We start from the raw sequence: 24,545 nt of genomic DNA, 5'->3' as shown, positions 1-24,545 counted from the left end.
GCAGCCCCCTTGCAAGTCAAGCCGGAGCCGTCGACGAACCGGTGCGTTATAGCGGCGTAACGACCACGGGGAAACGACCAGCCATGCGCACCTTTCTGACGATCGCCGGCCTTGCTGTCGCGCTGGCGGGCTGCGCCACGGGCCCGTCGCGCTTTCCCGTCCAGACGACGCGCTTCCATTTCAACGCAATGACCGATCGCGGCACGATCGCGGTCGAGCCATTGGCCGGCGGCGGCAGTGCGAGCATCGAGTACAAGACCTATGCCGCCGCGGTGCAGAGCGAATTGCTGCGGCTCGGCTACTCCAATCCCGCGCCGGGCGCGAAGGCCGATTTCCTTGCCACCGTCGGCTTCACCCGCACCGCCCGCCCGCTGCCCCCGCGTCGCTCGCCCGTCTCGATCGGGATCGGCGGCGGCGGGATCAGCGGCGGGCGCGGCGGCGGGGTGGGCCTCGGTGGCGGAGTGAACTTCCCCGTTGGCGGCAGCGGCGGGCGCGAGGGGATCGTCACCGAACTGTCGGTGCGCATCCGCCAGGGCGCCGACGCGGTGTGGGAGGGCCAGGCGCAATCGCTCACCGACGCGCAGGCGTCCGATGCCGACGCTCCCGCAATCGCCGGGCGGCTGGCGCGCGCGCTGTTCGCCGGCTTCCCCGGCGAGAGCGGGCGCACTATCGAGGTGCCATGACCCTCAGCATCAACGCCGCGTTCGACAGCGGCAACATCCGGCTCGTCGCGATCGACGGTGACCGCGTCGACCTCGAGATCGTCAACGATCACCAGTCCGATTTCTATCAATGGTTCTACTTCCGCGTCGCCGGCGTCGAAGGGCGGCCGCTTACCCTCCGCATCCTCAACGCCGCCGGCGCGGCCTATCCGTTCGGCTGGCCGGGCTATCGCGCGCGCGTTTCGACCGATCGGCGCAGCTGGCGCCAGATCGAGACGCGCTACGCCGACGGCGTCCTCGAATTCGACTGGCCGGGCGACGCCGCCGTCGCCTGGTTCGCCTATTTTGCCCCCTATACGATGGAACAGCACGCCGATCTGATCGCGCGCATCGCGGCGCGACCCGGGATCACGCATCGCGCGCTCGGCACCACGCTCGACGGGCAGGCGATCGACTATTTCCGCATCGGGACGGGCGCCAAGCAGGTGTGGCTCTACGCGCGCCAGCACCCCGGCGAATCGATGGCCGAATGGTGGATGGAAGGCGCGCTCGACTGGCTGACGAGCCCCGCCGCCGCGCCGCTGCTCGCCGCTGCAACGGTCCACGTCGTCCCAAACATGAACCCCGACGGCACCCGCCGCGGCCACCTGCGCACCAACGCCGCCGGCGTGAATCTCAACCGCGAGTGGCACGCGCCGACGCTGGAGAAGAGCCCCGAAGTCTATCACGTGCGCGCTGCGATGGACGAGACGGGCGTCGACTTCGCGCTCGACGTTCACGGCGACGAGGCGATCGCGGCGAACTTCATCGCCGGGTTCGAGGGCATCCCTTCGCTGCGCGCCGATCGCGCGGCGCTGTTCACCGAATTCGGCCGGCGACTGGCGGCGCATACGCCCGATTTCCAGACTGAACTCGGCTATGCCAAGACGCCGGCGGGCCGCGCCAATCTGTCGATGTCGACCAACCAGCTTGCCGAGCGGTTCGGCGCGGTGTCGGTCACGCTCGAGATGCCGTTCAAGGACCACGATCCCAACGCCGATCCGGTTCACGGCTGGTCGCCCGAGCGATCGGCGAAGCTCGGCGTCTCGTGCCTGGAGGTGCTCGCCGAGATGATCGGCGACGTGTGATGGAGCGGCGTGCGATGGAACTGCGCGAGGGCGGGCTCGACGATCCGCGCGTCGACGCGCTGATCCGCCATCATCTTGCCGAAGCGCGCGCCTCTACGCCGCAGGACAATGCGCACGCGCTCGGCCCGGAGGCGTTGCGGGCACCCGACATCAGCTTCTGGTCGGTATGGGAAGGCGACGCGCTGCTCGGCTTCGGTGCGTTACGGCAGCTCGCCCCCGATCACGCGGAAGTGAAGTCGATGCGCACCGCGCCCGCGCATCTGCGCCGCGGCGTCGCGCGCCTGATCCTCGACCACCTGATTGCGCTCGCGCGGACGCGCGGCTGCACGCGGATCAGCCTGGAAACTGGGACCGCGGCGATGTTCGCCGCGGCCAACCGGCTCTACGAGGCGAGCGGCTTCGTCGATGGACCGCCGTTTGGCGGCTACCCGGAAAGCCCGCACAACCGCTTCATGACGCGGCAGCTGTAGCCGGCGACGGCGGCGCCCCCATCGACGAAACGGGAACGCCGCCGGCCGTCATCGTCAGGCCGCCGCCTGCGCCTGATAAGGCGGGTAATCGATATAGCCCTCGGGGCCCGACGAATACCACGTCTTGGGATTGTCCTTCGCCAGCGGCGCACCGGTGCGCAGCCGCTCGACGAGGTCGGGATTGCCGATGAACGCGCGGCCGAAGGCGATCGCGTCGGCCAGCCCCGAATCGAGATCGGCCTGGGCCTGCTCGAGCGTGTAATCCTGGTTCAGCACCAGCGGGCGGCTGAATGCCTTACGGATCTGCGGGCTCAGCTTGGGCACGCTGCTCGCGCCGAACGTGCCGTCGGGGCTCTGCTCGCGCAGCTCGAGGAAGGCGATGCCGAGTTCGTCGAGCGCCTTCGCCGCGGGCACGAACACCGCTTCGGGATTGCTGTCGTCGGCACCCTGCGTCTCGCCGTTGGGCGACAGCCGGATCGACGTGCGCTCGCCGCCTGCCACCGCGATCACCGCCGACACCACTTCCTTCATGAAGCGGATGCGGTTCTCGGGCGAGCCGCCGTAATCGTCATCGCGCAGGTTGGTGTTGTCGCGCAGGAACTGGTCGACCAGATAGCCATTGGCACCGTGCACCTGCACCCCGTCGAACCCGGCCTCGAGCGCGTTGCGCGTGGCCTCGGCATATTGCTCCACCGCTTCCTTGATCTCAGCCAGCGTCGCGGCGCGCGCCTCGCCATAGGGGTTCTTGTCGGGATTGTGGTACGGCGCACGCGTCGCGGAGGCGGACAGCGGCTGCAGCTTGTTGACGTCGGGGCGAGCGAGCCGGCCCTGGTGCCACAATTGCGCGATGATCTTGCCGCCGGCCTCGTGCACCGCCTCGGTCACCGGCTTCCACGCCTCGACCTGCGCGTCGCTCCACAGCCCCGGCGCGTTGGGCCAGCCGAGCCCCTGCGGGCTGATCCCGGTCGCCTCAGAAATGATCAGCCCGGCGCCGGCGCGCTGGCGATAATATTCAACCATCATCTCGGTAGGCACGTGCGCGTCGGTCGCGCGGGTGCGCGTCAGCGGCGCCATCAGGACGCGGTTCGACGCGCGGATCGCGCCCAGTTCGATCGGATCGAAGAGGCTTGGCATTCAATTCCCTTTCCGTTTCGCATTGCTACGGGACTTCGCCGATCTAGGCGGTTACGGGGCGCCATGCACGAGGGAAGCTACGCAAGAAAAGCTACGGCGCGGCAAAGCGGCGGCGCGCTGGCGTTCGCCGCGCTGCTCGCCGGCAACCTCGCACTCGCCTTCGGTCCGTGGTTCGTGCGGCTGACTGATGTCGGCCCCGTCGCCACCGGCTTCTGGCGGATCGCGCTGGCGACGCCGCTGCTCCTTCTTCTCGCCGCGCTCACGGGCGGACGACCGCTCCGCAGCGCGCGCGGGCTCGGCTGGGTGCTGGTCGGTTCGGGCGTGCTGTTTGCCGGCGATCTCGCCAGCTGGCACGTCGGCATCCACCATACCAAGCTCGCCAACGCGACGCTGTTTGGCAATGCGGCGACCTTCGTCTTCCCGCTCTACGGCTTCCTCGTCGCGCGCGCCTGGCCGACGCGGATGCAGGGCCTCACGCTCGCGCTCGCCGCCGTCGGCGCGGCGCTGCTGATGGGGCGATCGTACCAGCTCGATCCGCAGAATTTCATCGGCGACCTGCTCTGCCTGCTCGCCGGTATCCTCTACGCCGGCTATTTCATCCTGATGGCGCGCGCGCGGGCGACGATGGCGCCGCTGCCCGCGCTTGGCCTGTCGTCGGCCGCGGCGGTCGTGCCGCTGCTGGTGGCGGCGATAGCGCTGGGCGAGCGCGTGCTGCCGGGCGACTGGACGCCACTCGTCGCGCTCGCGCTGCTCAGCCAGGTGATCGGCCAGGGACTGATGATCTACGCGCTCGGCCGGCTGCCGCCGCTCGTCATCGGCCTCGCGCTGCTCACCCAGCCGGTCGTCGCGGCGATCGTCGGCTGGCTCGCCTATGACGAGCGACTCGGCGCGGCCGATCTCGTCGGCGCCGTGCTGGTGGCGATCGCGCTGGTGCTGGTGCGGATCGCGCCCGAACGGCGCCTCGCCGCTGCATCGTAACCGGTGGCGCGGCGTTGGGGAAAAACGCTAAGGAACGTGCCATGATTAATACCGTGACCTACACTGCCGCAGGCGCGGGCGCCGACCCGCAGGACATGACCCTTGACGAGGTGCGCGCCGCGCTGGCGCCGTTGATCGCCGAGAATGCCGCGTTCGACGGCTGGGGCGATGCGGCGCGCGACATGGCGGCGGAGCAGGCGGGCGTCGATCGCGATGTCGCCGCGCTCGCGTTCGACGGCAGCGCGGCGGCGATGATCGACGCGTGGTTCGCCAGCATCGACGCGGCGATGATTGCGTCCTTCGCCCCCGGTGATCTAGCCGCGATGAAGATCCGCGCACGCATCACCGCGCTGGTCGAGCGCCGGCTGGAGATCGTCGCGCCGCATCGCGAGGCGCTGCGCCGCGCGCTCGCGATCCTCGCGCTGCCGCAGAACGTCGCCACCGCCGCGCGGCTCGGCTGGCGCAGCGTCGACGTGATGTGGCGCGCGGCGGGCGATACCGCGACCGACTACAATCACTATACCAAGCGCGCGATGCTGCTGACGGTGTACGGCGCGACGGTAACGGTGTTCCTCGACGACGACAGCGAGGATTATCGTGACACGCGCGGCTTCCTCGCGCGGCGGATCGAGGGGATTATATGGTTCGAAAAGGCCAAGGCGGGGTTCGTCCAGCGCACCCGCCATCGTCCCAGCCTTAGCCGCTTCGTCGGTCGGCTGCGCTACCCGGTGGGCTGATCGCGCGACCCGCGACGGCATTGTTGCCGTCAGCAATTGATAATCGTTCGCAGCATCTGTATGTCGGGGGCGTGTTGGCCCCTGCTCCCCTGCCGCTCGAAGCCCTGCCGCTCGGCCGTCCCGCGACGGTGACGATGATCGCGTGGGAGCGGATGGCGGCGCCCGAGGCGCGGCGACTGCGCGAATTCGGGTTCGACGAGGGCGTCCGCGTCGAAATTCTACATCGCGCAACGCTGTTCCGCGGGCCGGTCGCGTGCCGCATCGGCCGAATGACGGTGGCGCTGCGCCGCAACGTCGCCGCCGCGATCACGGTGACGACCGACTGAGATGAGTGTGCTTCCGCTCGTGGCACTGGTCGGCAATCCCAATGCCGGCAAGTCGGCGCTGTTCAACGCGCTGACCGGCGCGCGGCAGAAGGTCGGCAACTATCCCGGCGTTACGGTGGAGCGGCACTCGGGGCGGCTCGCGCTCGACGACGGCCGCCCGATCGAGCTGGTCGATCTGCCCGGCACCTACAGCCTCGATCCCTCCTCGCCCGACGAACGGGTGACGCGCGATGTGCTGCTCGGCCGCCAGGCGGGCGAGCGGCGACCCGACGCGCTGGTGATCGTCGTCGATGCCGCCAACCTCGATTTGCACCTTCGCTTCGCGCTGCAGCTGATCGCGCTCGATCTGCCCGTCGTCGTTGCGCTCAACATGGTCGATCTCGCCGAGCGCGACGGGCTCGTCCTGTCGCCTGAGGCGCTGGCGCGCGAACTCGGCGTGCCCGTCGTCCCGACCGTCGCGGTGCGCCGCCGCGGGCTCGACACGCTGCGCGCCGCACTAACCGAGGCGGTCGAGAGCCACGCCCGCGTCGCGCGCGGCAGCGACGCGGCGGAGCAACCGATCGCGGTGCTCCAGCGCCGCGCCCGCGCGATCTCCGCCGCGGCGACCGTATCGGAAACGCCGATGCGGCGCTGGAACCACGTGCTCGACAAGGTCGCGCTGCACCCGTTCGTCGGGCCGGTCGTGCTCGTCGCGCTGATGTTCGTCATGTTCCAGGCGGTGTTCAGCTGGTCCGAAGCGCCGATCGGCTGGATTGAGGGCGGCTTCGCGGCGCTCGACGATGTCGCGCGCAGTGCGCTGCCCGATTCGCTGCTGCGCTCGATGCTTACCGACGGGATCATCGCCGGTGTCGGTGCGGTGGTCGTCTTCCTGCCGCAGATCCTGATCCTGTTCACCTTCATCCTCGTGCTCGAGGCGTCGGGCTATATGGTGCGCGCGGCATTCCTGATGGATCGATTGATGGCGGGTGTCGGCCTATCGGGCCGCGCCTTCATCCCGCTATTGTCGAGCTTCGCCTGCGCGGTGCCCGGGATCATGGCGACGCGCACGATCAGCGACGAGAAGGACCGGCTGACGACGATCCTGATCGCGCCGCTGATGACCTGCTCGGCGCGGCTGCCCGTCTACACGATCATCATCGGCGCGTTCATTCCCAATGCGCGCGTGCTGCCCGGCGTCGGGCTGCAAGGCCTCGTCCTGCTCGGGCTTTATCTCGCTGGGATCGTCGGTGCGTTCGTCGCCGCGCTGGTGCTTCGGCGCACGGTGACGCGCGGCGATTCGTCGGGCTTCATGATGGAGATGCCCAAATATCAGATGCCACGGCTGGGCGACATCGCGATCGGGCTATGGACGCGCGCGTGGATCTTCCTGAAGCGCGCGGGCACGATCATCGCGCTCACCACCGTCATCCTGTGGGCGCTGTTGAGCTTTCCGCAGGCGCCCAACGGGCAGAGCCAGGTCGATCATTCGATCGGCGGGCGGATTGCCGGCGGGATCGAGACGGTGGTCGCGCCGATCGGCTTCAACCGCGACATCGCGCTGGCGCTAATCCCGGCGATGGCCGCGCGCGAAGTGGCGGTGGCGGCGATCGGCACCGTCTACGCGGTCGACAATCCCGACGACGCGGCGGGCGAGCGCACGATCGTCGACAATCTGCGCCACCGCTGGTCGCTGCCGACCGCACTCGCCTTCCTGATGTGGTTCGTCTTCGCCCCGCAGTGCATCTCGACGATCGCCGTCACCCGGCGCGAGACCAATGGCTGGAAGTGGCCATTGTTCATGGTTGGCTATCTGTTCGCCGCCGCCTACATCATGGCCGGAATCACTTATTGGCTCGCCGTCGCGCTGGGCCTCTAGCTTTCAAGGTTAGGACACGAACGAACCATGGCGGGCAGCGTCAACAAGGTCATCCTCGTCGGCAATCTCGGCCGCGATCCGGAGAGCCGCAGCTTCCAGAACGGCGGCAAGGTGGTGAACCTGCGCATCGCGACGAGCGAGAGCTGGAAGGACCGCAATTCGGGCGAGCGCAAGGAAAAGACCGAGTGGCACTCGGTGGCGATCTTCAACGAAGGGCTCGCCAACGTCGCCGAGCGGTTCCTGCGCAAGGGCTCCAAGGTCTACATCGAGGGCCAGCTGCAGACGCGCAAATGGCAGGACCAGAACGGGCAGGATAAATATTCGACCGAGATCGTGCTGCAGGGCTTCAACAGCGTGCTGACGATGCTCGACGGCCCGGGCGGCAATAGCGGCGGCGGCGGTGGCGGCCGCGACGACTTCGGCGGCAGCGACGATTTCGGCGGCGGCGGTGGCGGCGGCTATTCGGGCGGTCGCGGCGGCAGTGGCGGCGCCGGTAACAAGAGCGGCGGCGGCGGGTTCGGCCAGTCGCGCGGCGGCTTTGCCGACGATCTCGACGACGACGTGCCGTTCTGACGCATCCCTCCGCCCCGACCGTTTCAGGAGCCGTTACGTCCCACGACCTGCCTTTGCTCGACGAGGCCGATCGCGCGCGCGTGATGGCGCTGCACGATCTTGCCGGCGCACGCGCGGAAGGCGTGCTCGACGATCTCGCCGCGTTCGCCGCCGAATTGTGCGGCGCACGGATCGCGCTCGTCAGCCTCGTCGAGGAGAAATTCCAGACGTTCCTCGCCCGCGTCGGTACCGACCTCGCGCAGACGCCGCGCTCGCAATCGTTCTGCGCGCACGCGATGCACGGGCTACAGGTGATGGAAGTGCCCGACGCGACGCGCGACGCGCGTTTCGCCGATAATCCGCTCGTCACCGGCGCGCCCCATATCCGCTTCTACGCCGGCGCGCCGCTCGTCACGCGTGAAGGCGTACCGCTAGGCGCGATCTGCGTGATCGACGATCAGCCGCGTGCCGGGCTGACGCCGTTCCAGACGCGCGGCATGACGATCCTCGCCGCCGCCGCGATGGCGCGGCTAGATGCGCGCCGTGTCGCGCGCGAACGGCGCGAGCAGAACGCGCGGGTTGAACAGACGCAGGCAGCGCTGGTCGACAGCGAGACGCGCTTCCGAACGCTCGCCGACACGATGCCGCAAATGGTGTGGTCGACGCTACCTGACGGCTATCACGACTATTACAATGCGCGCTGGTACGAATTTACCGGTGCGCCGGCGGGGACGACTGACGGCGAAGGGTGGAACGACATGTTCCATCCCGACGATCAGGCGCGCGCCTGGCAAGTCTGGCGCCAGTGTCTCGCAACCGGCGAGCCGTATCAGATCGAATATCGGCTGCGGCATTTCGACGGCACCTATCGCTGGGTGCTCGGCCGCGCGCTGCCGATCCGCGACGATGCCGGCACGATCCAGCGCTGGTTCGGCACCTGCACCGACATCCATGAGCAGAAGCTCGCGCTGGATGAGCGTGAGATTATCAGCCAGGAACTGTCGCACCGGATCAAGAATATCTTCGCGGTGATGGGCGGGCTAATCCAGCTTGCCGCTCGTACTCGGCCGGAAATCGCGCCGCTGGCGGGCGATCTGCGCCAGCGCATTGCCGCGCTTGGTCGGGCGCATGATTTCGTTCGCCCGCACAGCCCCAATTCGCGCCCCTCGGCGCAACAGGACAGTCTTTGTGGGCTGCTGGAGCAGTTGTTCGCGCCCTATGAGGCGAGTCCAGGCGAGCGGGTGACGATATCGGGCGTCGATCTCGGCATCGACGATCGTGCCGCGACGCCGCTCGCCTTGCTGTTCCACGAGCTGGCGACCAACGCGAGCAAGTATGGCGCGTTGTCGAACGCCGATGGGCGGGTGGCGGTCGACATCGCGCGGCAGGGCGACGTGGCACGGATCACGTGGCGCGAGCAGGGCGGGCCGATAGTCACGCCCGACGACGAGAAGGGCGGGTTCGGCACGCAATTGATCGAGCTTAGCGCAGTGCGGCAGCTCGGCGGCACCGTGTCGCGCGACTGGCGCCCCGAGGGGCTACATCTTACGATCGAAACGCCGATCGCTTCGCTCAGCCGAGCGCGTCTAGTCTGATAACCTCGTCGTTGGCGGCCTCTTCGGCGCCGCTGGCGAGCGCCGCGGCGGCGAGGATCGCCCTGTCGCTAAACGGCTTGCGCACGTAGCCGAGCGCGTCGGACGGCACCCCGATCTGCGCGGGATTGGCGGTGACAAACACCACCTTCACGCCATAGTCGCGCGCGATGCGCTGCGCGATCTCGGGCCCGGTCGCGCCATCGCGCAGGTTGATGTCGACGAATGCGATCTCGCAGCCGGGGGCCGCCGCCAGCGCCTGCTCGCTATCTGCCGCGATCCCCGCGACGCTATAGCCAGCGTCGAGCAGGATCCGCTCCAGATCGAGCGCAACGAAGATCTCGTCTTCAATGATGAGTGCAGTTTTCGCCATGATGTTCGCAAGCCAACACTATTGATCTGGATCGGTTCCCCGCAGCAGGAAGATCGCATGCTCGGCGAGGAAGTTTGCCGCCGCCGATGTGGTTTCCGTACCACGCGACAGGAACCACGTTCCTTCGACGGTGATGCCGCGGTCTTTGAGGTGCGCGCGAAAGTCGTCGATCGTCAGATGGTGGATGTTGGGCGTATCGTACCAGCGCTCCGGCAACAGCCGCGTCACCGGCATGCGCCCGCCGCACAAAAGTGACAGGCGCACGCGCCAATGCGCGAAATTGGGAAAGCTGACGAAGGCGCGCCGCCCGATCCGCAGCAGCTCGCCGAGCACCGCGTCGGGCGCGCGGCAGGTCTGCAGCGTCTGGCTGAGGATCGCATAATCGAAGCTCGCGTCGGGGTAGCCGGCGAGATCGACGTCGGCGTCGCCCTGGATCACGCTGAGCCCGCGCCCAACCGCGGCGGCGACGTTGCGCGGATCGATCTCCAGCCCGCGCGCGTCGGCCTGCTTGCCGTCGCGCAGCGCCGCCATCAGCGCGCCGTCGCCGCAGCCGATGTCGAGCACGCGCGCACCCCGTGCGACATGGTTGGCGATGATCGCGAGATCGGCGCGCAGGCTCACGACGCAGCCTTCAGCATGGCGAGGAACGCAGGGTCGAGCCGCTCCATATAGCGTTCGGGCCGCAGCAGCGGGGTGAAGCCGAGCGCGGCATAGACGCCGTGCGCGTCCGCGGTGGTCAGCCCGATCCGGCGGATGCCGGCAAAGTCCGGGTGATCGAGGAACCACCTGACCATGCGCCGACCGAGCCCTTGCCCACGGACCGCCGCGTCCACCCATACGTCGGCGAGCCAGGCGAAGGTCGCGTGATCGGTGATCATCCGCGCAAAGCCGATCTGGCCGTGATCGCGGTGGTAGGCGCCGAGACAGTGCGACCCGGCGATCGCCCGCTCGACCACGCCGCGTTCGATCCCGGGCGACCAGTAGCTCGACGCGAGCCAGCCATGCACGCGCGCAACGTCGAGCCGCGCATGATCGTCGTTGAGCTCGATGGCATCGTCGCACATCACTGCCCCGTCCCCAGAAAGCCCGCGACCACGCGGTTCATTTCGGGCGAATCGAGCAGAAAGGCGTCATGGCCGTACGGGCTCGACAGTTCGACGAAGCTGACGGGCGCGCCCGCCGCGTTGAGCGCCTGGACGATGCTGCGCGATTCGCGCGTCGGATACAGCCAGTCAGTATCGAAGCTGATCAGCGCGAAGCGTGCGCAGGTGTGGCGGAAGGCGTTGGCGAGCAGCCCGCCATGTTCCTCCGCCAGGTCGAAGTAATCCATCGCGCGCGTGATATAGAGATAGCTGTTGGCGTCGAAGCGATCGACGAAGGCGATTCCCTGGTACCGCAGGTAGCTTTCGACCTGAAAATCGGCGTCGAAGCCGAAGCTCTTGGCGTCGCGTGCTTGCAGCCGGCGGCCGAACTTCTCGGTAAGGCCCGCCTCGGACAGATAGGTGATGTGCGCCGCCATCCGCGCGACGGCGAGGCCAGCCGCCGGTCCCTCGCGCCCGTAATAGTCGCCGCGGCGCCAGTTGGGATCGGCCATCACCGCCTGGCGACCGACCTCGTGAAACGCGATGTTCTGCGCGGAGTGACGCGGCGCGGAGGCGATTACCACCACCGCCTCGACGCGATCAGGGAAGGTCGCGGGCCAGCTGAGCGCCTGCATGCCCCCCATCGATCCGCCGATCACCGCCTTAAGCCGCGAGATGCCGAGGTGATCGAGCAGCAGCGCCTGCGCGCGCACCATGTCCCGGATCGTGATGACGGGAAAAGCCATCGCGAACGGCGCGCCCGTCGCGGGGTTGATCGTCGCCGGGCCCGACGATCCCATGCAGCTGCCGAGCACGTTGGCGCAGATGACGAAGAAGCGGTCGGTATCGACGGGGCGCCCCGGCCCCACCATCTGCGTCCACCAGCCCGGCTTGCCGGTGCGCGGATTGGCGCCCGCGACATGCTGGTCCATCGTCAGCGCGTGGCAGATCAGCACCGCGTTGCCGGCATCGGGTGCGAGCGTGCCGTAGGTCTCGTACGCGATCTCAACCGGCGCGAGCTGCCCCCCGCCGTCGAGCGGCAGCGGGCCGGGCAGGATCACGTGGCGCTGGAAGCCGAAGCGCTGGTCGTCGCCGAGCATCGCGCGCCGCTAGCAAAGTGCAGGTGGCGGGGGAAGCGACCTGTCGCTGGTGCCAAGCGTTGCCCCCCTCCGCCCCCGCCGCTACACGCCCGCGCCATGACTGGCCCTACCCCCAAGCCGTGGATCATGGCGATCGCCCCGTACATCCCCGGCCGCTCGACGACCGACGACGGGCGCAAGGTCGCCAAGCTATCGTCGAACGAGAACCCGCTCGGCACCAGCCCCAAGGCGCGCGAAGCCTTTGCTACCGCCGCGGCCAACCTCGAGCGCTATCCCGACGCGAGCGCGACCGAGCTGCGCGATGCGCTCGCCGCCAAACACGGGCTCGATCCGGCGCGGATCATCTACGGCAATGGATCGGACGAGGTGCTCCACCTCGCCGCCGGCGCGTTCGCCGGGCCGGGCGACGAGATAATGTACGTCAATTACGGCTTCGCGGTCTATCCGATCGCCGCGCGTCGCGTCGGCGCCACCCCCGTAATCGCCCCCGACAAGGATTACGCGACCGACGTCGACGCGATCCTCGCCGCGGTGACCGAGCGGACGCGCGTGATCTTCGTCGCCAATCCGAACAATCCGACAGGCACCTACGTGCCGCGTGCCGAGATCGAGCGGCTGCACGCCGCCCTGCGCGACAACATCCTGCTCGTTCTCGATCACGCCTATGCCGAATATATCGAGGGCAGCGACGACGACGGCGGCATGGCGTTGGCGCAGAGCGCGCCCAACGTCCTCGTCACGCGCACCTTTTCCAAGATGTACGGGCTCGCCGCTGAGCGGATCGGCTGGGGCTATGGCGCGCCGACGATCATCGAGGCGATGCACCGCATCCGCCTGCCCTTCTCGATCACCATCGCCGGCACCGCCGCTGCGGTCGCCGCGCTCGGCGACACCGAGTTCGTCGCGCACACCGCAGCGCACAATGCGCGCTGGCGCACGTGGTTCGCCGACGAGATCGGCAAGCTGGGCAACGCCGGGCTGCGCGCGGTGCCGAGCCAGGCCAATTTCGTCCTCGTCCTGTTCGAGGGCGAGCTCACCGCCGAGGCCGCGTACAAGGGGCTGATGGACGCCGGCTATATTGTCCGCTGGCTGCCGGGCCAGGGTCTGCCGCACGGGCTGCGCATCACGATCGGCACCGAGGACGAGACGCGCGGCGTCGTTGCCGCGCTGCGGGCGCTGACCGGCGCCGCGTGATCGCGGCCGGGGCGCGCGGTCGGGCTTGCCGAAGCGCCGCCGGTCCGCGACACGCGCGGCGGACAGTAACGGCCCGCTGGCAGGCGCGGAGCGAACGGAGGTAGATGTGCTCCCCTTTTCCCGCGTCACGATCGTCGGGCTCGGCCTGATCGGCTCCTCGGTCGCACGCGCGGTGCGCGAGCAGATGCCGACGGTGCGCCTGACGGGGCATGACGCCGACGCCGGGGTGCGCGCGCGCGCCGACGCGCTCGGTATCGTCGACGACATCACCGATACGATCGGTGCCGCGGTGACCGACGCCGATCTGGTGATCCTGTGCGTCCCGGTCGGCGCGATGGGCGGGGTCGCCGCCGACATGGCGGCCGATCTGCCCACCGACGCCGTGATCAGCGATGTCGGCAGCTGCAAGGCGGAGGTCGCCCGCGCGCTATCCGCCGCGCTGCCGGGCCGCACGATCGTTCCCGCGCATCCCGTCGCCGGCACCGAGCGCAGCGGCCCCGAGGCGGGGTTCGCCTCGCTGTTCCACGGCCGCTGGTGCATCGTCACCCCGCTCGACGGCGGCGATCCCGCCGCGACCGAGCGCGTCGCCGAATTCTGGCGGCGCCTCGGCAGCCAGGTCGAGACGATGGCGCCCGAGCACCATGATCGCGTGCTGGCGGTGACGAGCCATCTGCCGCACCTCATCGCCTATACGATCGTCGGCACCGCCAACGATCTCGCCGAAGTGACGCAGTCCGAGGTGATCAAGTTCTCCGCCGGCGGCTTTCGCGATTTCACTCGTATCGCCGCGTCCGACCCGACGATGTGGCGCGACGTCTTCCTCGCCAACAAAGAGGCGGTGCTCGAGATGCTGCAGCGCTTCAGCGAGGATCTGTCGCATCTCCAGCGCGCGATCCGCTGGGACGATGGCGACACGCTGTTCGATCTCTTCAGTCGTACGCGCACGATCCGCCGCTCGATCGTCGACCAGGGGCAGGACGATGCGGCGGCGGACTTCGGCCGCAAGCATTAGGCGGCCGGCATCGTCTCCGGGCGGTCGGGTTCAAGCGCGTTGATCGCCGCCCAGACGCGCTGCTCCGCCTCGCGCCGCGGCAGCCCGGCAGGGATCGGCTCGCCGAAGTGAAAGGTGACGACGCCGGGCCGCGCAACGCCCTTTTTTGGCAGCACCCGCCCGCTGTCGAGCGCGATCGGTATCACCGGCAGGCCAACCGCCTTGTACAGGCCGGCGAAGCCCGATCGCAGCGGCGGCGTCTCGCCCGGCGGCACGCGCGTCCCTTCGGGATAGACGACCACCGACCGGCCCTGTGCGCGCAGCGCCGCGCCCTCGCTCATCAGCCGCCGCAGTGCCTTGGCCGATGCATCGCGGTCGACCGACATCGATCCGTAGAGCTCGGTCGCCCAGCCCCACATCGGGATGCGACGCAGCTCGCGCTTCAGCACCATTGCCGGGCCGCCGAGCATCAGCTGCAGCTCGGTCGTTTCGAACATCGACTGGTGTTTCGACACGAACAGATACTGGCCGGGCGGCACTTCCCCTTCGATCTGCGTCGTGATGCCCAGGATGACGCGCGTGCACCAACGGTTGAGCTTGGCCCACAGATGCGCGTGGCGGATCACCGCGCGCTGTCCGAACGGCGCGACAAAGGCGATGCCGACGACGATCGGCACCGATCCGGCGTAAAAGACGCAGCGGTACAGCAGCATCCGCAACCACGCGATCATCGTCCCACCCCACTCCAAAGCGCCGCGCGGCGCAGCAGCAGCTTGTTGTATTCGTTGACGAGCTGGCCCAGCCGTTGCTCTGCGGGCACGCCGTCGCGCACGATCACGACATCGTCGTCGAGCGCCACGCCCAATTCCATCCGCGCCCGCGCCATGTGCCAGTTCGACGTGACGAGACGCACCGAGCGGTAGCGATGCTCGCGCACCCAGCGCGCGGTCTCCTCTGCGTTGGATCGGGTGTCGACCGCCTCGCGACCAAGATCGACGCAGCATTCGATCGCCGGCGCGTGGCCGTTCGCCACGACGAGATCGATCTTGCGCAGCCCCGGCGCGACACCGCTGACCAGCATGCGGCGGGCGCGTCCCGCCTCGATCAGCGCCAGCCCGCGCCCGATCCGCCCCGCGCCCCCGGTCGGCACGACGATCGCGTCCGTCGCACGCATATCGTCGGCGGGCTCGGCCAGTGTCAGCATGAACACCGCGAACCCCAGGGCCCAGGCGATCGCTACGAGCGCGAACAGCCGCACGATCACAGCACGCGCCCCAGCGCACGGGTGATCGCGAAGCGCGCCGCGACGGCAGCGAGGACGACGAAGCCGAACGGCAGCAGCGCCAGCGTCATCCACCCGCCGGTGCCGAGCGTCGCGCCGCCGAGCAGCTCGGAGCCGAGCGCGTCGGCACGGTTGCCGATCAGCGCGACGAGCGCGAGCGCAGTGACGGTGCCGATCGCGCTGCCGATCACCGCGTCGCGCGCGATGCGGCGCTGGAACAGCCGCGCGACCTGAACGTCGGTCGATCCCAGCATGTGCATCACCTCGATCGTCGGTCGGTGCGCGTCGAGCCCGGCGCGCGCCGCCAGCACGACGACCGCGCCCGTCGCCGCCGCCATCAGCGCGACCAGCAGCAGCGCGATCAGCGTGACCAGATCGAGGAAGCCGACCACCGGCGTCATCCACGCCTCATGCGCGTCGACGCGCGCGTCGGGCGCGGCGGATCGCAGCGCCGCGCGCACGCGCTCGATCGCCGCCGGGTCGCCGCTGGCGAGCTCGACGTCGATCATCGCCGGCACCGGCAGCTCGGGATCGGCGCCGTCGCTGCCGAGCCACGGGCGCAGCAGCGCGGTCAGCGCCGCGCGGCTCACCGCGGTCGCGCGGCGCACGTCGGGAGCGCCATCGAGCACGGCGAGCGCACGGCGCGCCTGTGCATCGCGGCGCGCGGGATCGGCGACGACGATCTGCACCGTCGCGCGACCGACGAGCTGCGTCTCCAGCGTGCCCGCGGCGTTGCGCGTCGCGATGCCGAGCGCGGCGCCTAGAATCGTCAGGAACAGCATGATCGCGATGACCCACGTCATCGCGCGCACCCCGCGCGCCTCGTCGAGCACGCGGCGCGTCCGCTCCGCCGTCTTATCCCCCCGCCTCATTGCGCGCGCGCCGGCGGGTGGCGCAGCATCCCCGTCGGATCGAGCAGCCGCCCCTTGTCGAGCCGCATCATCTGCGCGCTCGGGATGCGGTTCATCAGGTGCAGGTCGTGCGTCGCGACGACCACCGTGGTGCCCAGCCGGTTGAGCGAATCGAACAGCAGCAGCAGCCGCTCCGCCATTTCTGGATCGACGTTGCCGGTCGGCTCGTCGGCGACGAGCATCTCGGGCCGCGCGATCACCGCGCGCGCGATCGCGACGCGCTGCTGCTCGCCGCCCGACAGCGTCGCGGGCCGCGCATCGGCGCGATCGGCAAGCCCGACCCAGGCGAGCATCTCGCCCACCGGCTCGGCGATTTCCGCCTCGGGCATGCCCGCGATGCGCAGCGGCAGCGCGATATTGTCCGCCGCCGACAGGTGGGGCACCAGCCGGAAGTCCTGGAAGACGACGCCGATGCGGCGGCGGAACCCCGGCAGCCGGCTGCGCGGCATCATCACCGCGTCCTCGCCGAACAGCCGGATCACGCCGCGGCTCGGCCGCTGCGCGAGGTACAGCAGCCGCAGCAAGGACGTCTTGCCCGCGCCGCTCGCCCCGGTGAGGAAGTAGAAGGACCCCGCGGCGAGCGAGAAGCTCAAGTCCGTCAGCGTCTCGGCCCCGGTGCCATAGCGCAGCCCCACGTTATCGAACTGCACGATGTTCGCCATTATCCGGCGCCGCTGCCCTTGCCCAATGTTACCCCGCCCGATGCCATCGCACGACGACGCCCGCTGCTTCAACCACCGCTTGCATGGAACGCAAGGGGCGTGTTTAGATTCGCGATGGTCGCAATTCCAGCTCCAGCCGTCGGCAGCCTCGCGCAATGATCCTCGAATGCCCCGAATGCCGCACCCGCTATCTGGTGCCCGACGCGTCGATCGGGGCCGAGGGGCGCACCGTGCGCTGCGCCAATTGCCGCCACAGCTGGTTCCAGACCCCTGACGCGCGCGCCGCGCAGAGCGTCGCCGCGCAGGCCGACGCCGCCGCGGACACCGGGGCGGATACGTCGCTCTCGGCACCTGCACCTCCCGCTGCCGCCACAACGGCAGCGGCACCGGCATCGTTCGCGCCGTTCCCGAGCCCGGCCGCCGCGCCGCCGATCGTGCCAATCCCTACGCCGCAGCCGCGGATCGATCCAATCGCCGCCCCCGCGCCGGCGACGGACGACGATCTGCTCGCGCCGCGCGCGCCGTTCCGGCCGCGGATCAATCCGGTGCGCCGCTGGACGATCGCCGCCGTCGTCGCCGCGCTGCTGATGCTTGTCGCGGTCGCCGCGATCCTGTGGACCAGCGCGCCGGGGCTCGCCTCGCAGCTCGGCCTCGCGTTCGGCCCGGAGGAATCACCACTGCGGCTGATCGACAATCCGATCGAGCGACGCGAGATCAACAACGGCAGCGAATTGTTCGCGGTCAGCGGCAAGGTGCTCAACCCCTCGACCGAGCGGCAGCGCGTGCCAGACATCCGCGCCGATCTGCGCGACGCGCAGGGCCGTATCGTGTTCAGCTGGACGATCATCCCGCAGCAGCGCAGCCTGTCGCCGAAGAGCGCGATCGACTTCAATTCCGCCAAGCTCGACGTGCCGGCAAGCTCGAAGCGGCTCGAGCTCAGCTTCGTTGGCGAGGACGACAACTGACGACGCGGACCGGCGCCGCGAATCTTTTCGCGCCGCCGCGACACGGGCATTGCCAGCCCCCCAAACGCTTGCTAGTGGCGCGCTCCTGCCAGCCACCGGGCCAGCCCGGCGGACATCACGTGCGGTCGTGGCGGAACTGGTAGACGCGCAACGTTGAGGTCGTTGTGGCCGAAAGGCCGTGGAAGTTCGAGTCTTCTCGACCGCACCACTCCTGTCCTGCGGACAGGTTTTTCCGATATCGCTGGAGTGAAACGCCCGTTCAGGGCGCAGGTTTTTCATGCACGGTTCGATCGCGTCCGGACGATCCGAACGCGATCGGTAACGACAGGCTGGATCAGCCGATCGCGGCAGTAATGATCGGCACGAACTTCGCCGCGGTTAGGCTCGCTCCGCCAACGAGCGCGCCATCGACCTCGGCGGCGTGGAGCAGCGCGGCGGCATTCTCCGCCGTGACGGATCCGCCGTAGAGCAGCCGGATGCCCGATCCGGTTTCATCGCCGAGCACGTCGACCAGCGTCGCGCGGATCGCGGCATGCATCGCCTCGACGTCGCCGACCGTCGCGACCTTGCCGGTGCCGATCGCCCAAATCGGCTCGTAGGCGATCACCAGCCAGCCGCCGTCCGCATCCTTGGGCAACGAGGCGCGGATCTGCGCCGCGACCACCTTTTCCGCCTCGCCCGCCTCGCGTTGGTCCAGCGTCTCGCCGACGCACAGGATCGCGTCTAGGCCGCCGGCGTGCAGCGCCTCGGCCTTCGCCTTTACGTCGGCGTCGGTCTCGCCCTGCGCCTGGCGCCGCTCCGAATGGCCGACGATCGAAAAGGCGGCGCCGGCTTCCTTGATCATCGCCACCGATACGCAGCCGGTATGCGCGCCGCTCGCCGCGCCGTGCACGTCCTGCGCGCCGATCGGAAAGCCGGCGCGCGCCGACGCGGGCTGGATCAGCGTCGCGGGCACCGCCACCGCCACATCGACGCGCGGATCGACCGCCGCGCCGATCGCGTCGAGCTCGGCCAGCGCCGCCAAACTGCCGTTCATCTTCCAGTTCCCGGCCACGAACTTGCGCCGCATGGTTCCTCCCTCGTCATTGGGTTGCGGCCGTTGCGGTAACGAAGAGGGCCCCCTAAAGCGAGCGCCGTTCAATCAGATTGGCGCACCATGCTGGGTTTCTTCCGTCGCATCATAAACTCGCGCATCGGCGTGATCGTCTCGGGCGTCGTGCTCGGTGTCATCGCGCTCGCCTTCGCGCTCGGCGACGTGACGGGACTGAGCGCGGGCGGGGTGACGGGCGGCACGGTGGCGCGCGTCGGCGACCAGACGATCAGCGAGGCCGAGCTCACGCGCCGCGTGCAGGACGAGCTGCGCGGCGTGCAGCAGCGCAACCCCAACGTCGACATGGCGCAGTTCATCGCCGCCGGCGGCGTCGAGAGCGTGCTCGACCGCATGCTCAACGGCATCGCGCTGCAGGAATATGGCGAGGATCAGGGGATGGTCGTCAGCCGCGCGCTGGTCGGCAGCGAGCTGCGCAACATCCCCGCGCTGAAGGGTCCGACGGGCAAGTTCGACCAGGCGATCTACGAGCAGGTGCTGGCGCGCAACCGCCTCACCGATGCGCAGGTCCAGTCCGATATCGCGCGCGAGACTATGGTGCAGTTCCTCGTCCGCCCGCAGATCGGCGCTAGCCAGGTGCCGCAGACGCTGGCGCTGCCCTATGCCTCGCTGCTGCTCGAGAAGCGCGCCGGCCAGGTCGCGCTGATCCCGGCAACCCCGGGTGGCCCGGCGCCGACCGACGCCGAACTCCAGGCGTGGTACGGCCGCAACCTGCAGCGCTACACGGTGCCCGAGCGCCGCGTGATCCGCTACGCGCAGGTGACGCCCGACAGCGTCAAGGCACGCGCGACGCCAACCGATGCGGAGATCGCCGCCGCCTATGGCCGTGACAAGGCGCGCTGGGCGGCGCGCGAGACGCGCAGCGTCTCGCTAGTGACGGTGCTCGACCAAGCTGCCGCCAACACGCTCGCCGCCAAGGTGCGCGGCGGCGCGTCGATCGCCGATGCGGCACGCGCCGCCGGGCTTGAGGCGCGGAAGCTGGAGGGGCAGGATAAGGCCGCGCTGACCACCGCCGCGTCCGCCGCGGTCGCCGACGCGCTGTTCGCGGCGCCGAGCGGCGGCGTCGTCGGGCCGGTGCGCGGCGCGATCGGCTTCGTCGTCGGCAAGGTCGACGGCGTCGCGCAGGTGCCGGGCAAGACGCTCGCCGAGGCACGCCCGACGATCGTGACGGAACTGACCAAGACCAAGACGGCGGACGCGCTCAATTCGATCCGCGACGCGGTCGAGGGCGCGATCGGCGACAATTCGACCTTCGCCGAACTCGTCGCCGACCAGAAGCTCGCCGCCGAAGCGACGCCGCCGATCTCCTCGGTTGGCATCAACCCGCTCGATCTCACCTATCGCCCGCAGCCGTTCCTCGCCAACATCGTCGCCGCCGGCTTCCAGGCCGAGGAAGGCGACGATCCGCAGGTCGTGCAGACGGGCGACGACGGCAGCTTCGCGCTGGTCGCGCTCGACCGCATCGTGCGCGCCGCGCCGCGCCCGCTGGCGCAGGTGCGCGATCAGGTGGCGAAGGACTTCGCCGCGGACCGCGCGCGCCGCGTCGCGCGCACCGCCGCGGCCAAGGCGCTCGCCGCACTCAACCGCGGCACCGCACTGCCGCAGGCGCTGTCGAGCGCGGGCGCGGGCAATGCCAAGGTGCAGCGGCTCGTCGCCGCGCGCTCGCAGATCAACGCCGGCCCCAACGGCCCCAATCCGGTGCTCGCGCTGATGTTCAGCATGAAGGGCGGCACCGCCAAAATGATCGAGGCGCCCGACGGCCAGGGCTGGCTGCTCGTAAAGCTGGAGCAGATCCAAGCGGGCGACGCCGCCAAGGTGCCACCGGTGATCGCCGCGACGCGTCGCGATCTGGGACAAGTGATCGGCGGCGAATATGCGCAGCAGTTCACCGATGCAGTGAAGGCCGCGCTCAAGGTGTCGCGAAACGCTGATGCGATCGCGCGGGTGAAGGCCAGCCTCGCCGGCGCCGGTGGCTCCGATCAGTAATCCCGCTACCAGCGCGCTCGCCCACGGGCGCCCGGCGCTCGTCTGGCGCCGCCGCATCGCCGATACCGAGACGCCGGTCGCCGCCGCGCTCAAGTTGATCGAGCCGGGGCGCGGCGATTTCCTGCTCGAATCGGTCGAGGGAGGCGCGGTGCGCGGCCGCCACAGCATGATCGGCCTCGCGCCCGATCTGGTGCTGCGCGCGCACGGCAACGACGCCGCGATCAACCGCCACTGGCTCACCGATCGCGACGCGTTCGCGCCCTGCCCCGTCCCGACGCTCGCCGCGATGCGCGATCTCGTCGCCGCCTGCCGGATGGACGTGCCGCCCGAGCTTCCGCGCGCGCTCGCCTGCCTCGTCGGCTATTTCGGCTACGAGACCATCGGGCTGGTTGAACGGCTGCCGCAGCCGTCGGTCGACGCACTCGGCCTACCCGACATGATGTTCGTGCGGCCGACGGTGATCCTCGTTTTCGATCGCCTCGCCGACGCGCTGTTCCTCGTCGCGCCGGTGTGGCCCGATGCGGACCGCGATCCGCACGCGATCGTCGCGGACGCCGACGAGCGGCTCGACGCGATCGAGGCGCGGCTGGAGGCGACGGCATTGCCCCCGCGCGTGCGCGGCGAAGCGGCGGAGATTGCGCTCACGCCGACGCTGCCCGCCGGCCGCTATGCCGAAATGGTGCGCGCGGCGAAGGACTATATCGTCGCGGGGGACGTGTTCCAGGTCGTCCTCGCGCAGCGCTTCACCGCGCCCTTCGCGCTGCCCGCGTTCGAACTTTACCGCGCGCTGCGCCGGATCAATCCGTCACCGTTCCTCTACCATCTCGACCTGCCCGGCTTCGCGCTGACGGGATCGAGCCCCGAGATCCTGGTGCGCGTGCGCGACGGCGAGGTGACGATCCGCCCGATCGCCGGCACCCGCCCGCGCGGCAAGACCGCGAGCGAGGACGAGGCGAACCGCGCGAGCCTGCTCGCCGATCCCAAGGAACGCGCCGAGCATCTGATGCTGCTCGATCTCGGCCGCAACGATGTCGGCCGTGTCGCCGCCGCAGGCTCGGTCAGCGTCACCGACAGCTACACCGTCGAATTCTACAGCCACGTCATGCACATCGTGTCGAACGTCGTCGGCGCGCTCGATCCCAAGCACGACGCGATCGACGCGTTGTTCGCGGGCTTTCCTGCCGGCACTGTCAGCGGCGCGCCCAAGGTGCGCGCGTGCCAGGTGATCGCCGAACTCGAAGGCGAGAAGCGCGGCGCCTACGCGGGCGGGGTTGGCTATTTCTCGCCCGACGGATCGATGGATTCGTGCATCGTGCTGCGCACCGCGGTGGTGAAGGACGGGACGATGCACGTTCAGGCGGGTGCCGGAATCGTTGCCGACAGCGATCCTGCCTATGAGCAGCGCGAGTGCGAGGCCAAGGCCGGCGCGCTGCTCGCCGCCGCGCGCGAGGCGATCGCGCAGGCGAGCGGGGGCGGCTTCGGCCAGTAGTCGAGACAATTGTCGCCGCGCGTGCGGTCAACGGGAGTGGATAGGATGCTGACCGTTCATCACCTCGGCCTGTCGCAGTCCGAGCGCGTCGTGTGGCTGTGCGAGGAACTCGGCCTCGACTATGCCTTCAAGCGCTACGATCGCCGCGCCGACAACCGCCTCGCGCCCGACGAGTACAAGGCGCTGCATCCGATGGGAATCGCGCCGGTGATCACCGACGGCGATCTCGTGCTCGGCGAGAGCGCAGCGATCTGCGAGTATATCAACACCGTCCACGGCGGCGGGCGGATGGCGCCGCCGCCGGGCGATCCTGACTATGCCGATCACCTGTTCTGGTTCCACTGGTCGAACGCGACGTACATGGCGACCAAGATGATGATCGGCGTGATCGGCTATGGCGGCGGCGACGCGCAGCGCGTGCCGTTCGTGCTTGAGCGCGCGCGGCGTGGAGCCGAGATGATGGAGGCGCGGCTCGGCGCGGCGCCGTTCTTCGGCGGGCGCAACCTGACGCTCGCCGACATCATGATGGTCTATTCGCTCACCACCTCGCGCGCGTTCGGCGCGGGCGCGGCGCTGGACGACCTCCCCAACACACGCGCCTATCTGCGCCGCATCGCCGAGCGCCCGGCCTATCAGCGCGCGATGGCGAAGGCGGAGCCGGGCATGGCGCCGATGATCGACTGATCCGGCGCGCGAGCCGGCCGGGCTTCCCACCGGCCGGCGCGCACGATACGCATCGGCAATGCGCTTCCTCACCCTGCTCGCCCTCTCCGCCGCCGCGCTGCCCGCTACGGCGCAGACCGCACGGCCCGCCCCGGCCACCCAGACGACGCAGCCGGTCGCAACGCCCGCCAATCCAGCGCCGGCCGCCACCACCTGGCCGACCAAGGAAGGTGACGTCACCCTCACTGCGTTCCGCTTCAAGACCGGCGACACGATGGACGTGCGGATGCACTACACCACGCTCGGCACGCCGCATCGCGGGCCGGACGGGCGGATCGACAATGCGGTGATGGTGCTGCACGGCACCGGCGGCACGGGGAAGCAGTTCCTCCAGCCGCAATTCGCCGACGAGCTCTACGGTCCCGGCCAGCCGTTCGACATCCGCACCACCTACGTCATCCTGCCCGACAACGTCGGCCACGGCGCGTCGTCCAAGCCGTCCGACGGCAAGCGCATGGCGTTCCCGAAATACGATTACGACGACATGGTCGCTGCGCAGAAGGCGATGCTCGAGAAGATCGGCGTCACCCGGCTGAAGGTTATCCTCGGCACCTCGATGGGCTGCATGCACGCCTTCGTCTGGGGCGAGAGCTATCCCGGTTTCGCCGAGCGGCTCGCCCCCTTCGCCTGCCTGCCGGTGCCGATTGCGGGGCTCAACCGCATGTGGCGCAAGATGACGATCGACGCGATCCAGGCCGATCCGGCGTGGAACGGTGGCAATTACACCGCACAGCCCGCGCAGGGGCTGCGCACCGCCGCCAGCCTGTCGATCATCGCCGGCGCCAACCCGCTCGCATTGCAGAAGCTGTATCCGACGCGCGCCGCCGCCGAGGCCTTTCTGGCGCAGGCGTTCGCGCGCAACAGTGCAGGGCGCGACGCCAACGACTATATCTACCAGCTAGACGCGTCGCGAAACTACGATCCCTCGCCCGCGCTCGAGAAGATCACCATGCCGGTGCTGTGGATCAATTCGAGCGACGACTTCATCAATCCGTCGGGCTACGGCATCACCGCGCCCGCCGCCAAGCGCATGCCGCGCGCCACCTTCCGCTTGATTGAGGCGACGCCCGAGACGAAGGGGCATGGCACGCACACCTGGGCGAAGTTCTGGAAGGCGGATCTGACGCGGCTGCTCGGCGAGCGGTAAGCCGATTGGCGGCTGCCTTCCGTCTAGCGCGGCGGCTCGGTGGAAAACGCTGCCCCTTCGCGGGGTAGCGGGCCAGCGCCCTTCCTTCCGCCCTATTGA

General features: G+C 69.4%; 26 protein-coding genes and 1 tRNA gene. 17 read left to right on the top strand and 10 right to left on the bottom strand.

Annotation, left to right across the window (positions count from 1 at the left end; genetic code table 11):
• Positions 1-83 precede the first annotated feature (83 nt).
• From B7L05_RS12785 to B7L05_RS12775, 3 genes are read left to right on the top strand one after another with little or no spacing between them, the layout of a single operon-like run.
• Positions 84-683: a DUF4136 domain-containing protein gene (locus tag B7L05_RS12785; RefSeq protein ID WP_085810662.1), complete on the top strand. Its 600-nt coding sequence runs from the start codon at positions 84-86 to the stop codon at positions 681-683.
• Positions 680-1,789 (top strand): M14-type cytosolic carboxypeptidase, encoded by a 1,110-nt coding sequence (locus B7L05_RS12780; protein WP_085810661.1) that lies wholly within the window; start codon positions 680-682, stop codon positions 1,787-1,789. The genes B7L05_RS12785 and B7L05_RS12780 overlap by 4 nt, the downstream gene beginning before the upstream one ends.
• Positions 1,790-1,803: 14 nt before the next feature.
• Positions 1,804-2,259 (top strand): GNAT family N-acetyltransferase, encoded by a 456-nt coding sequence (locus B7L05_RS12775; RefSeq protein ID WP_085810740.1) that lies wholly within the window; start codon positions 1,804-1,806, stop codon positions 2,257-2,259.
• 54 nt (positions 2,260-2,313) lie between these two features.
• Here B7L05_RS12775 and B7L05_RS12770 read toward each other — a convergent pair whose 3' ends face one another.
• Entirely contained in the window at positions 2,314-3,393 is a 1,080-nt protein-coding gene (locus B7L05_RS12770; protein ID WP_085810660.1) for an alkene reductase, read from the bottom strand.
• A gap of 63 nt (positions 3,394-3,456) precedes the next feature.
• On the opposite strand from B7L05_RS12770, the gene B7L05_RS12765 reads away from it, so the two are divergent.
• From B7L05_RS12765 to B7L05_RS12740, 6 genes are all read left to right on the top strand, one after another.
• Positions 3,457-4,371, top strand: a complete 915-nt coding sequence (locus tag B7L05_RS12765; protein WP_085810659.1) for a DMT family transporter — start codon at positions 3,457-3,459, stop codon at positions 4,369-4,371.
• Between the two features lie 41 nt (positions 4,372-4,412).
• Positions 4,413-5,108, top strand: a complete 696-nt coding sequence (locus B7L05_RS12760; RefSeq protein ID WP_085810658.1) for a COQ9 family protein — start codon at positions 4,413-4,415, stop codon at positions 5,106-5,108.
• Between the two features lie 74 nt (positions 5,109-5,182).
• Entirely contained in the window at positions 5,183-5,434 is a 252-nt protein-coding gene (locus B7L05_RS12755; RefSeq protein ID WP_256926722.1) for a FeoA family protein, read from the top strand.
• Position 5,435: 1 nt separating this feature from the next.
• Positions 5,436-7,289 (top strand): ferrous iron transporter B, encoded by a 1,854-nt coding sequence (locus B7L05_RS12750; RefSeq protein ID WP_179187211.1) that lies wholly within the window; start codon positions 5,436-5,438, stop codon positions 7,287-7,289.
• A 27-nt stretch (positions 7,290-7,316) separates the two neighbouring features.
• Positions 7,317-7,862, top strand: a complete 546-nt coding sequence (gene ssb / locus B7L05_RS12745) for a single-stranded DNA-binding protein (protein WP_085810657.1) — start codon at positions 7,317-7,319, stop codon at positions 7,860-7,862.
• An 83-nt stretch (positions 7,863-7,945) separates the two neighbouring features.
• The gene (locus tag B7L05_RS12740) at positions 7,946-9,436 is read left to right on the top strand and encodes a sensor histidine kinase (RefSeq protein WP_085810737.1); all 1,491 of its coding nucleotides are present in this window, start codon (positions 7,946-7,948) and stop codon (positions 9,434-9,436) included.
• On the opposite strand, the gene B7L05_RS12735 is transcribed toward B7L05_RS12740, so the two are convergent.
• The 4 genes from B7L05_RS12735 to B7L05_RS12720 are packed head-to-tail and all read right to left on the bottom strand — an operon-like array spanning position 9,414 to position 11,988.
• Positions 9,414-9,806, bottom strand: coding sequence for a response regulator (locus B7L05_RS12735; protein ID WP_179187210.1), 393 nt, complete (start codon positions 9,804-9,806; stop codon positions 9,414-9,416). The two genes, B7L05_RS12740 and B7L05_RS12735, sit on opposite strands and share 23 nt — an antisense overlap.
• 18 nt (positions 9,807-9,824) lie before the next feature.
• The gene (metW, locus tag B7L05_RS12730; RefSeq protein ID WP_085810655.1) at positions 9,825-10,427 is read right to left on the bottom strand and encodes a methionine biosynthesis protein MetW; all 603 of its coding nucleotides are present in this window, start codon (positions 10,425-10,427) and stop codon (positions 9,825-9,827) included.
• Entirely contained in the window at positions 10,424-10,870 is a 447-nt protein-coding gene (locus B7L05_RS12725) for a GNAT family N-acetyltransferase (protein WP_085810654.1), read from the bottom strand. The genes metW and B7L05_RS12725 overlap by 4 nt, the downstream gene beginning before the upstream one ends.
• A complete protein-coding gene (locus B7L05_RS12720; RefSeq protein WP_085810653.1) occupies positions 10,870-11,988 on the bottom strand; it encodes a homoserine O-acetyltransferase in 1,119 nt (372 codons plus the stop codon). The genes B7L05_RS12725 and B7L05_RS12720 overlap by 1 nt, the downstream gene beginning before the upstream one ends.
• 96 nt (positions 11,989-12,084) lie before the next feature.
• On the opposite strand from B7L05_RS12720, the gene hisC reads away from it, so the two are divergent.
• Together hisC and B7L05_RS12710 are read left to right on the top strand one after the other, a co-directional pair.
• Entirely contained in the window at positions 12,085-13,182 is a 1,098-nt protein-coding gene (hisC, locus tag B7L05_RS12715) for a histidinol-phosphate transaminase (protein WP_085810652.1), read from the top strand.
• Between the two features lie 106 nt (positions 13,183-13,288).
• Positions 13,289-14,194: a prephenate/arogenate dehydrogenase family protein gene (locus B7L05_RS12710; protein WP_085810736.1), complete on the top strand. Its 906-nt coding sequence runs from the start codon at positions 13,289-13,291 to the stop codon at positions 14,192-14,194.
• Here B7L05_RS12710 and B7L05_RS12705 read toward each other — a convergent pair.
• The 4 genes from B7L05_RS12705 to ftsE are packed head-to-tail and all read right to left on the bottom strand — an operon-like array spanning position 14,191 to position 17,028.
• Positions 14,191-14,904, bottom strand: a complete 714-nt coding sequence (locus B7L05_RS12705) for a 1-acyl-sn-glycerol-3-phosphate acyltransferase (RefSeq protein WP_085810651.1) — start codon at positions 14,902-14,904, stop codon at positions 14,191-14,193. The genes B7L05_RS12710 and B7L05_RS12705 overlap by 4 nt on opposite strands.
• Complete coding sequence (locus tag B7L05_RS12700; protein WP_085810650.1) at positions 14,901-15,437, bottom strand: YdcF family protein; 537 nt, start codon at positions 15,435-15,437, stop codon at positions 14,901-14,903. Before B7L05_RS12700 ends, B7L05_RS12705 begins: the two co-directional genes overlap by 4 nt.
• Positions 15,434-16,327 carry an ABC transporter permease gene (locus B7L05_RS12695; protein ID WP_085810649.1) on the bottom strand — a complete coding sequence of 298 codons (894 nt, stop codon included), beginning with the start codon at positions 16,325-16,327 and terminating at the stop codon, positions 15,434-15,436. The genes B7L05_RS12700 and B7L05_RS12695 overlap by 4 nt, the downstream gene beginning before the upstream one ends.
• Complete coding sequence (gene ftsE, locus B7L05_RS12690) at positions 16,324-17,028, bottom strand: cell division ATP-binding protein FtsE (protein ID WP_085810648.1); 705 nt, start codon at positions 17,026-17,028, stop codon at positions 16,324-16,326. Before ftsE ends, B7L05_RS12695 begins: the two co-directional genes overlap by 4 nt.
• Before the next feature lie 155 nt (positions 17,029-17,183).
• Between ftsE and B7L05_RS12685 the strand changes: the two genes are divergently transcribed.
• Positions 17,184-17,993 (top strand): MJ0042-type zinc finger domain-containing protein, encoded by an 810-nt coding sequence (locus B7L05_RS12685; protein ID WP_085810647.1) that lies wholly within the window; start codon positions 17,184-17,186, stop codon positions 17,991-17,993.
• Between the two features lie 121 nt (positions 17,994-18,114).
• Positions 18,115-18,201 (top strand) — tRNA-Leu (locus B7L05_RS12680).
• A 126-nt stretch (positions 18,202-18,327) separates the two neighbouring features.
• Here B7L05_RS12680 and tpiA read toward each other — a convergent pair.
• Positions 18,328-19,062, bottom strand: a complete 735-nt coding sequence (gene tpiA, locus B7L05_RS12675) for a triose-phosphate isomerase (protein WP_085810646.1) — start codon at positions 19,060-19,062, stop codon at positions 18,328-18,330.
• An 87-nt stretch (positions 19,063-19,149) separates the two neighbouring features.
• Between tpiA and B7L05_RS12670 the strand changes: the two genes are divergently transcribed.
• The 4 genes from B7L05_RS12670 to B7L05_RS12655 are packed head-to-tail and all read left to right on the top strand — an operon-like array spanning position 19,150 to position 24,446.
• Positions 19,150-21,087 (top strand): peptidylprolyl isomerase, encoded by a 1,938-nt coding sequence (locus B7L05_RS12670; protein WP_085810645.1) that lies wholly within the window; start codon positions 19,150-19,152, stop codon positions 21,085-21,087.
• Positions 21,071-22,576, top strand: coding sequence for an anthranilate synthase component I (trpE, locus tag B7L05_RS12665; protein ID WP_085810644.1), 1,506 nt, complete (start codon positions 21,071-21,073; stop codon positions 22,574-22,576). The genes B7L05_RS12670 and trpE overlap by 17 nt, the downstream gene beginning before the upstream one ends.
• A gap of 45 nt (positions 22,577-22,621) precedes the next feature.
• Positions 22,622-23,260: a glutathione S-transferase family protein gene (locus tag B7L05_RS12660; RefSeq protein WP_085810643.1), complete on the top strand. Its 639-nt coding sequence runs from the start codon at positions 22,622-22,624 to the stop codon at positions 23,258-23,260.
• Between the two features lie 58 nt (positions 23,261-23,318).
• Positions 23,319-24,446 carry an alpha/beta fold hydrolase gene (locus B7L05_RS12655; protein WP_085810642.1) on the top strand — a complete coding sequence of 376 codons (1,128 nt, stop codon included), beginning with the start codon at positions 23,319-23,321 and terminating at the stop codon, positions 24,444-24,446.
• Positions 24,447-24,545: the final 99 nt, after the last annotated feature.

This window comes from Sphingomonas sp. TZW2008 (assembly GCF_002117915.1).
Lineage (GTDB): Bacteria > Pseudomonadota > Alphaproteobacteria > Sphingomonadales > Sphingomonadaceae > Sphingomonas.
This window is presented reverse-complemented; position numbering and strand designations above follow the sequence as displayed.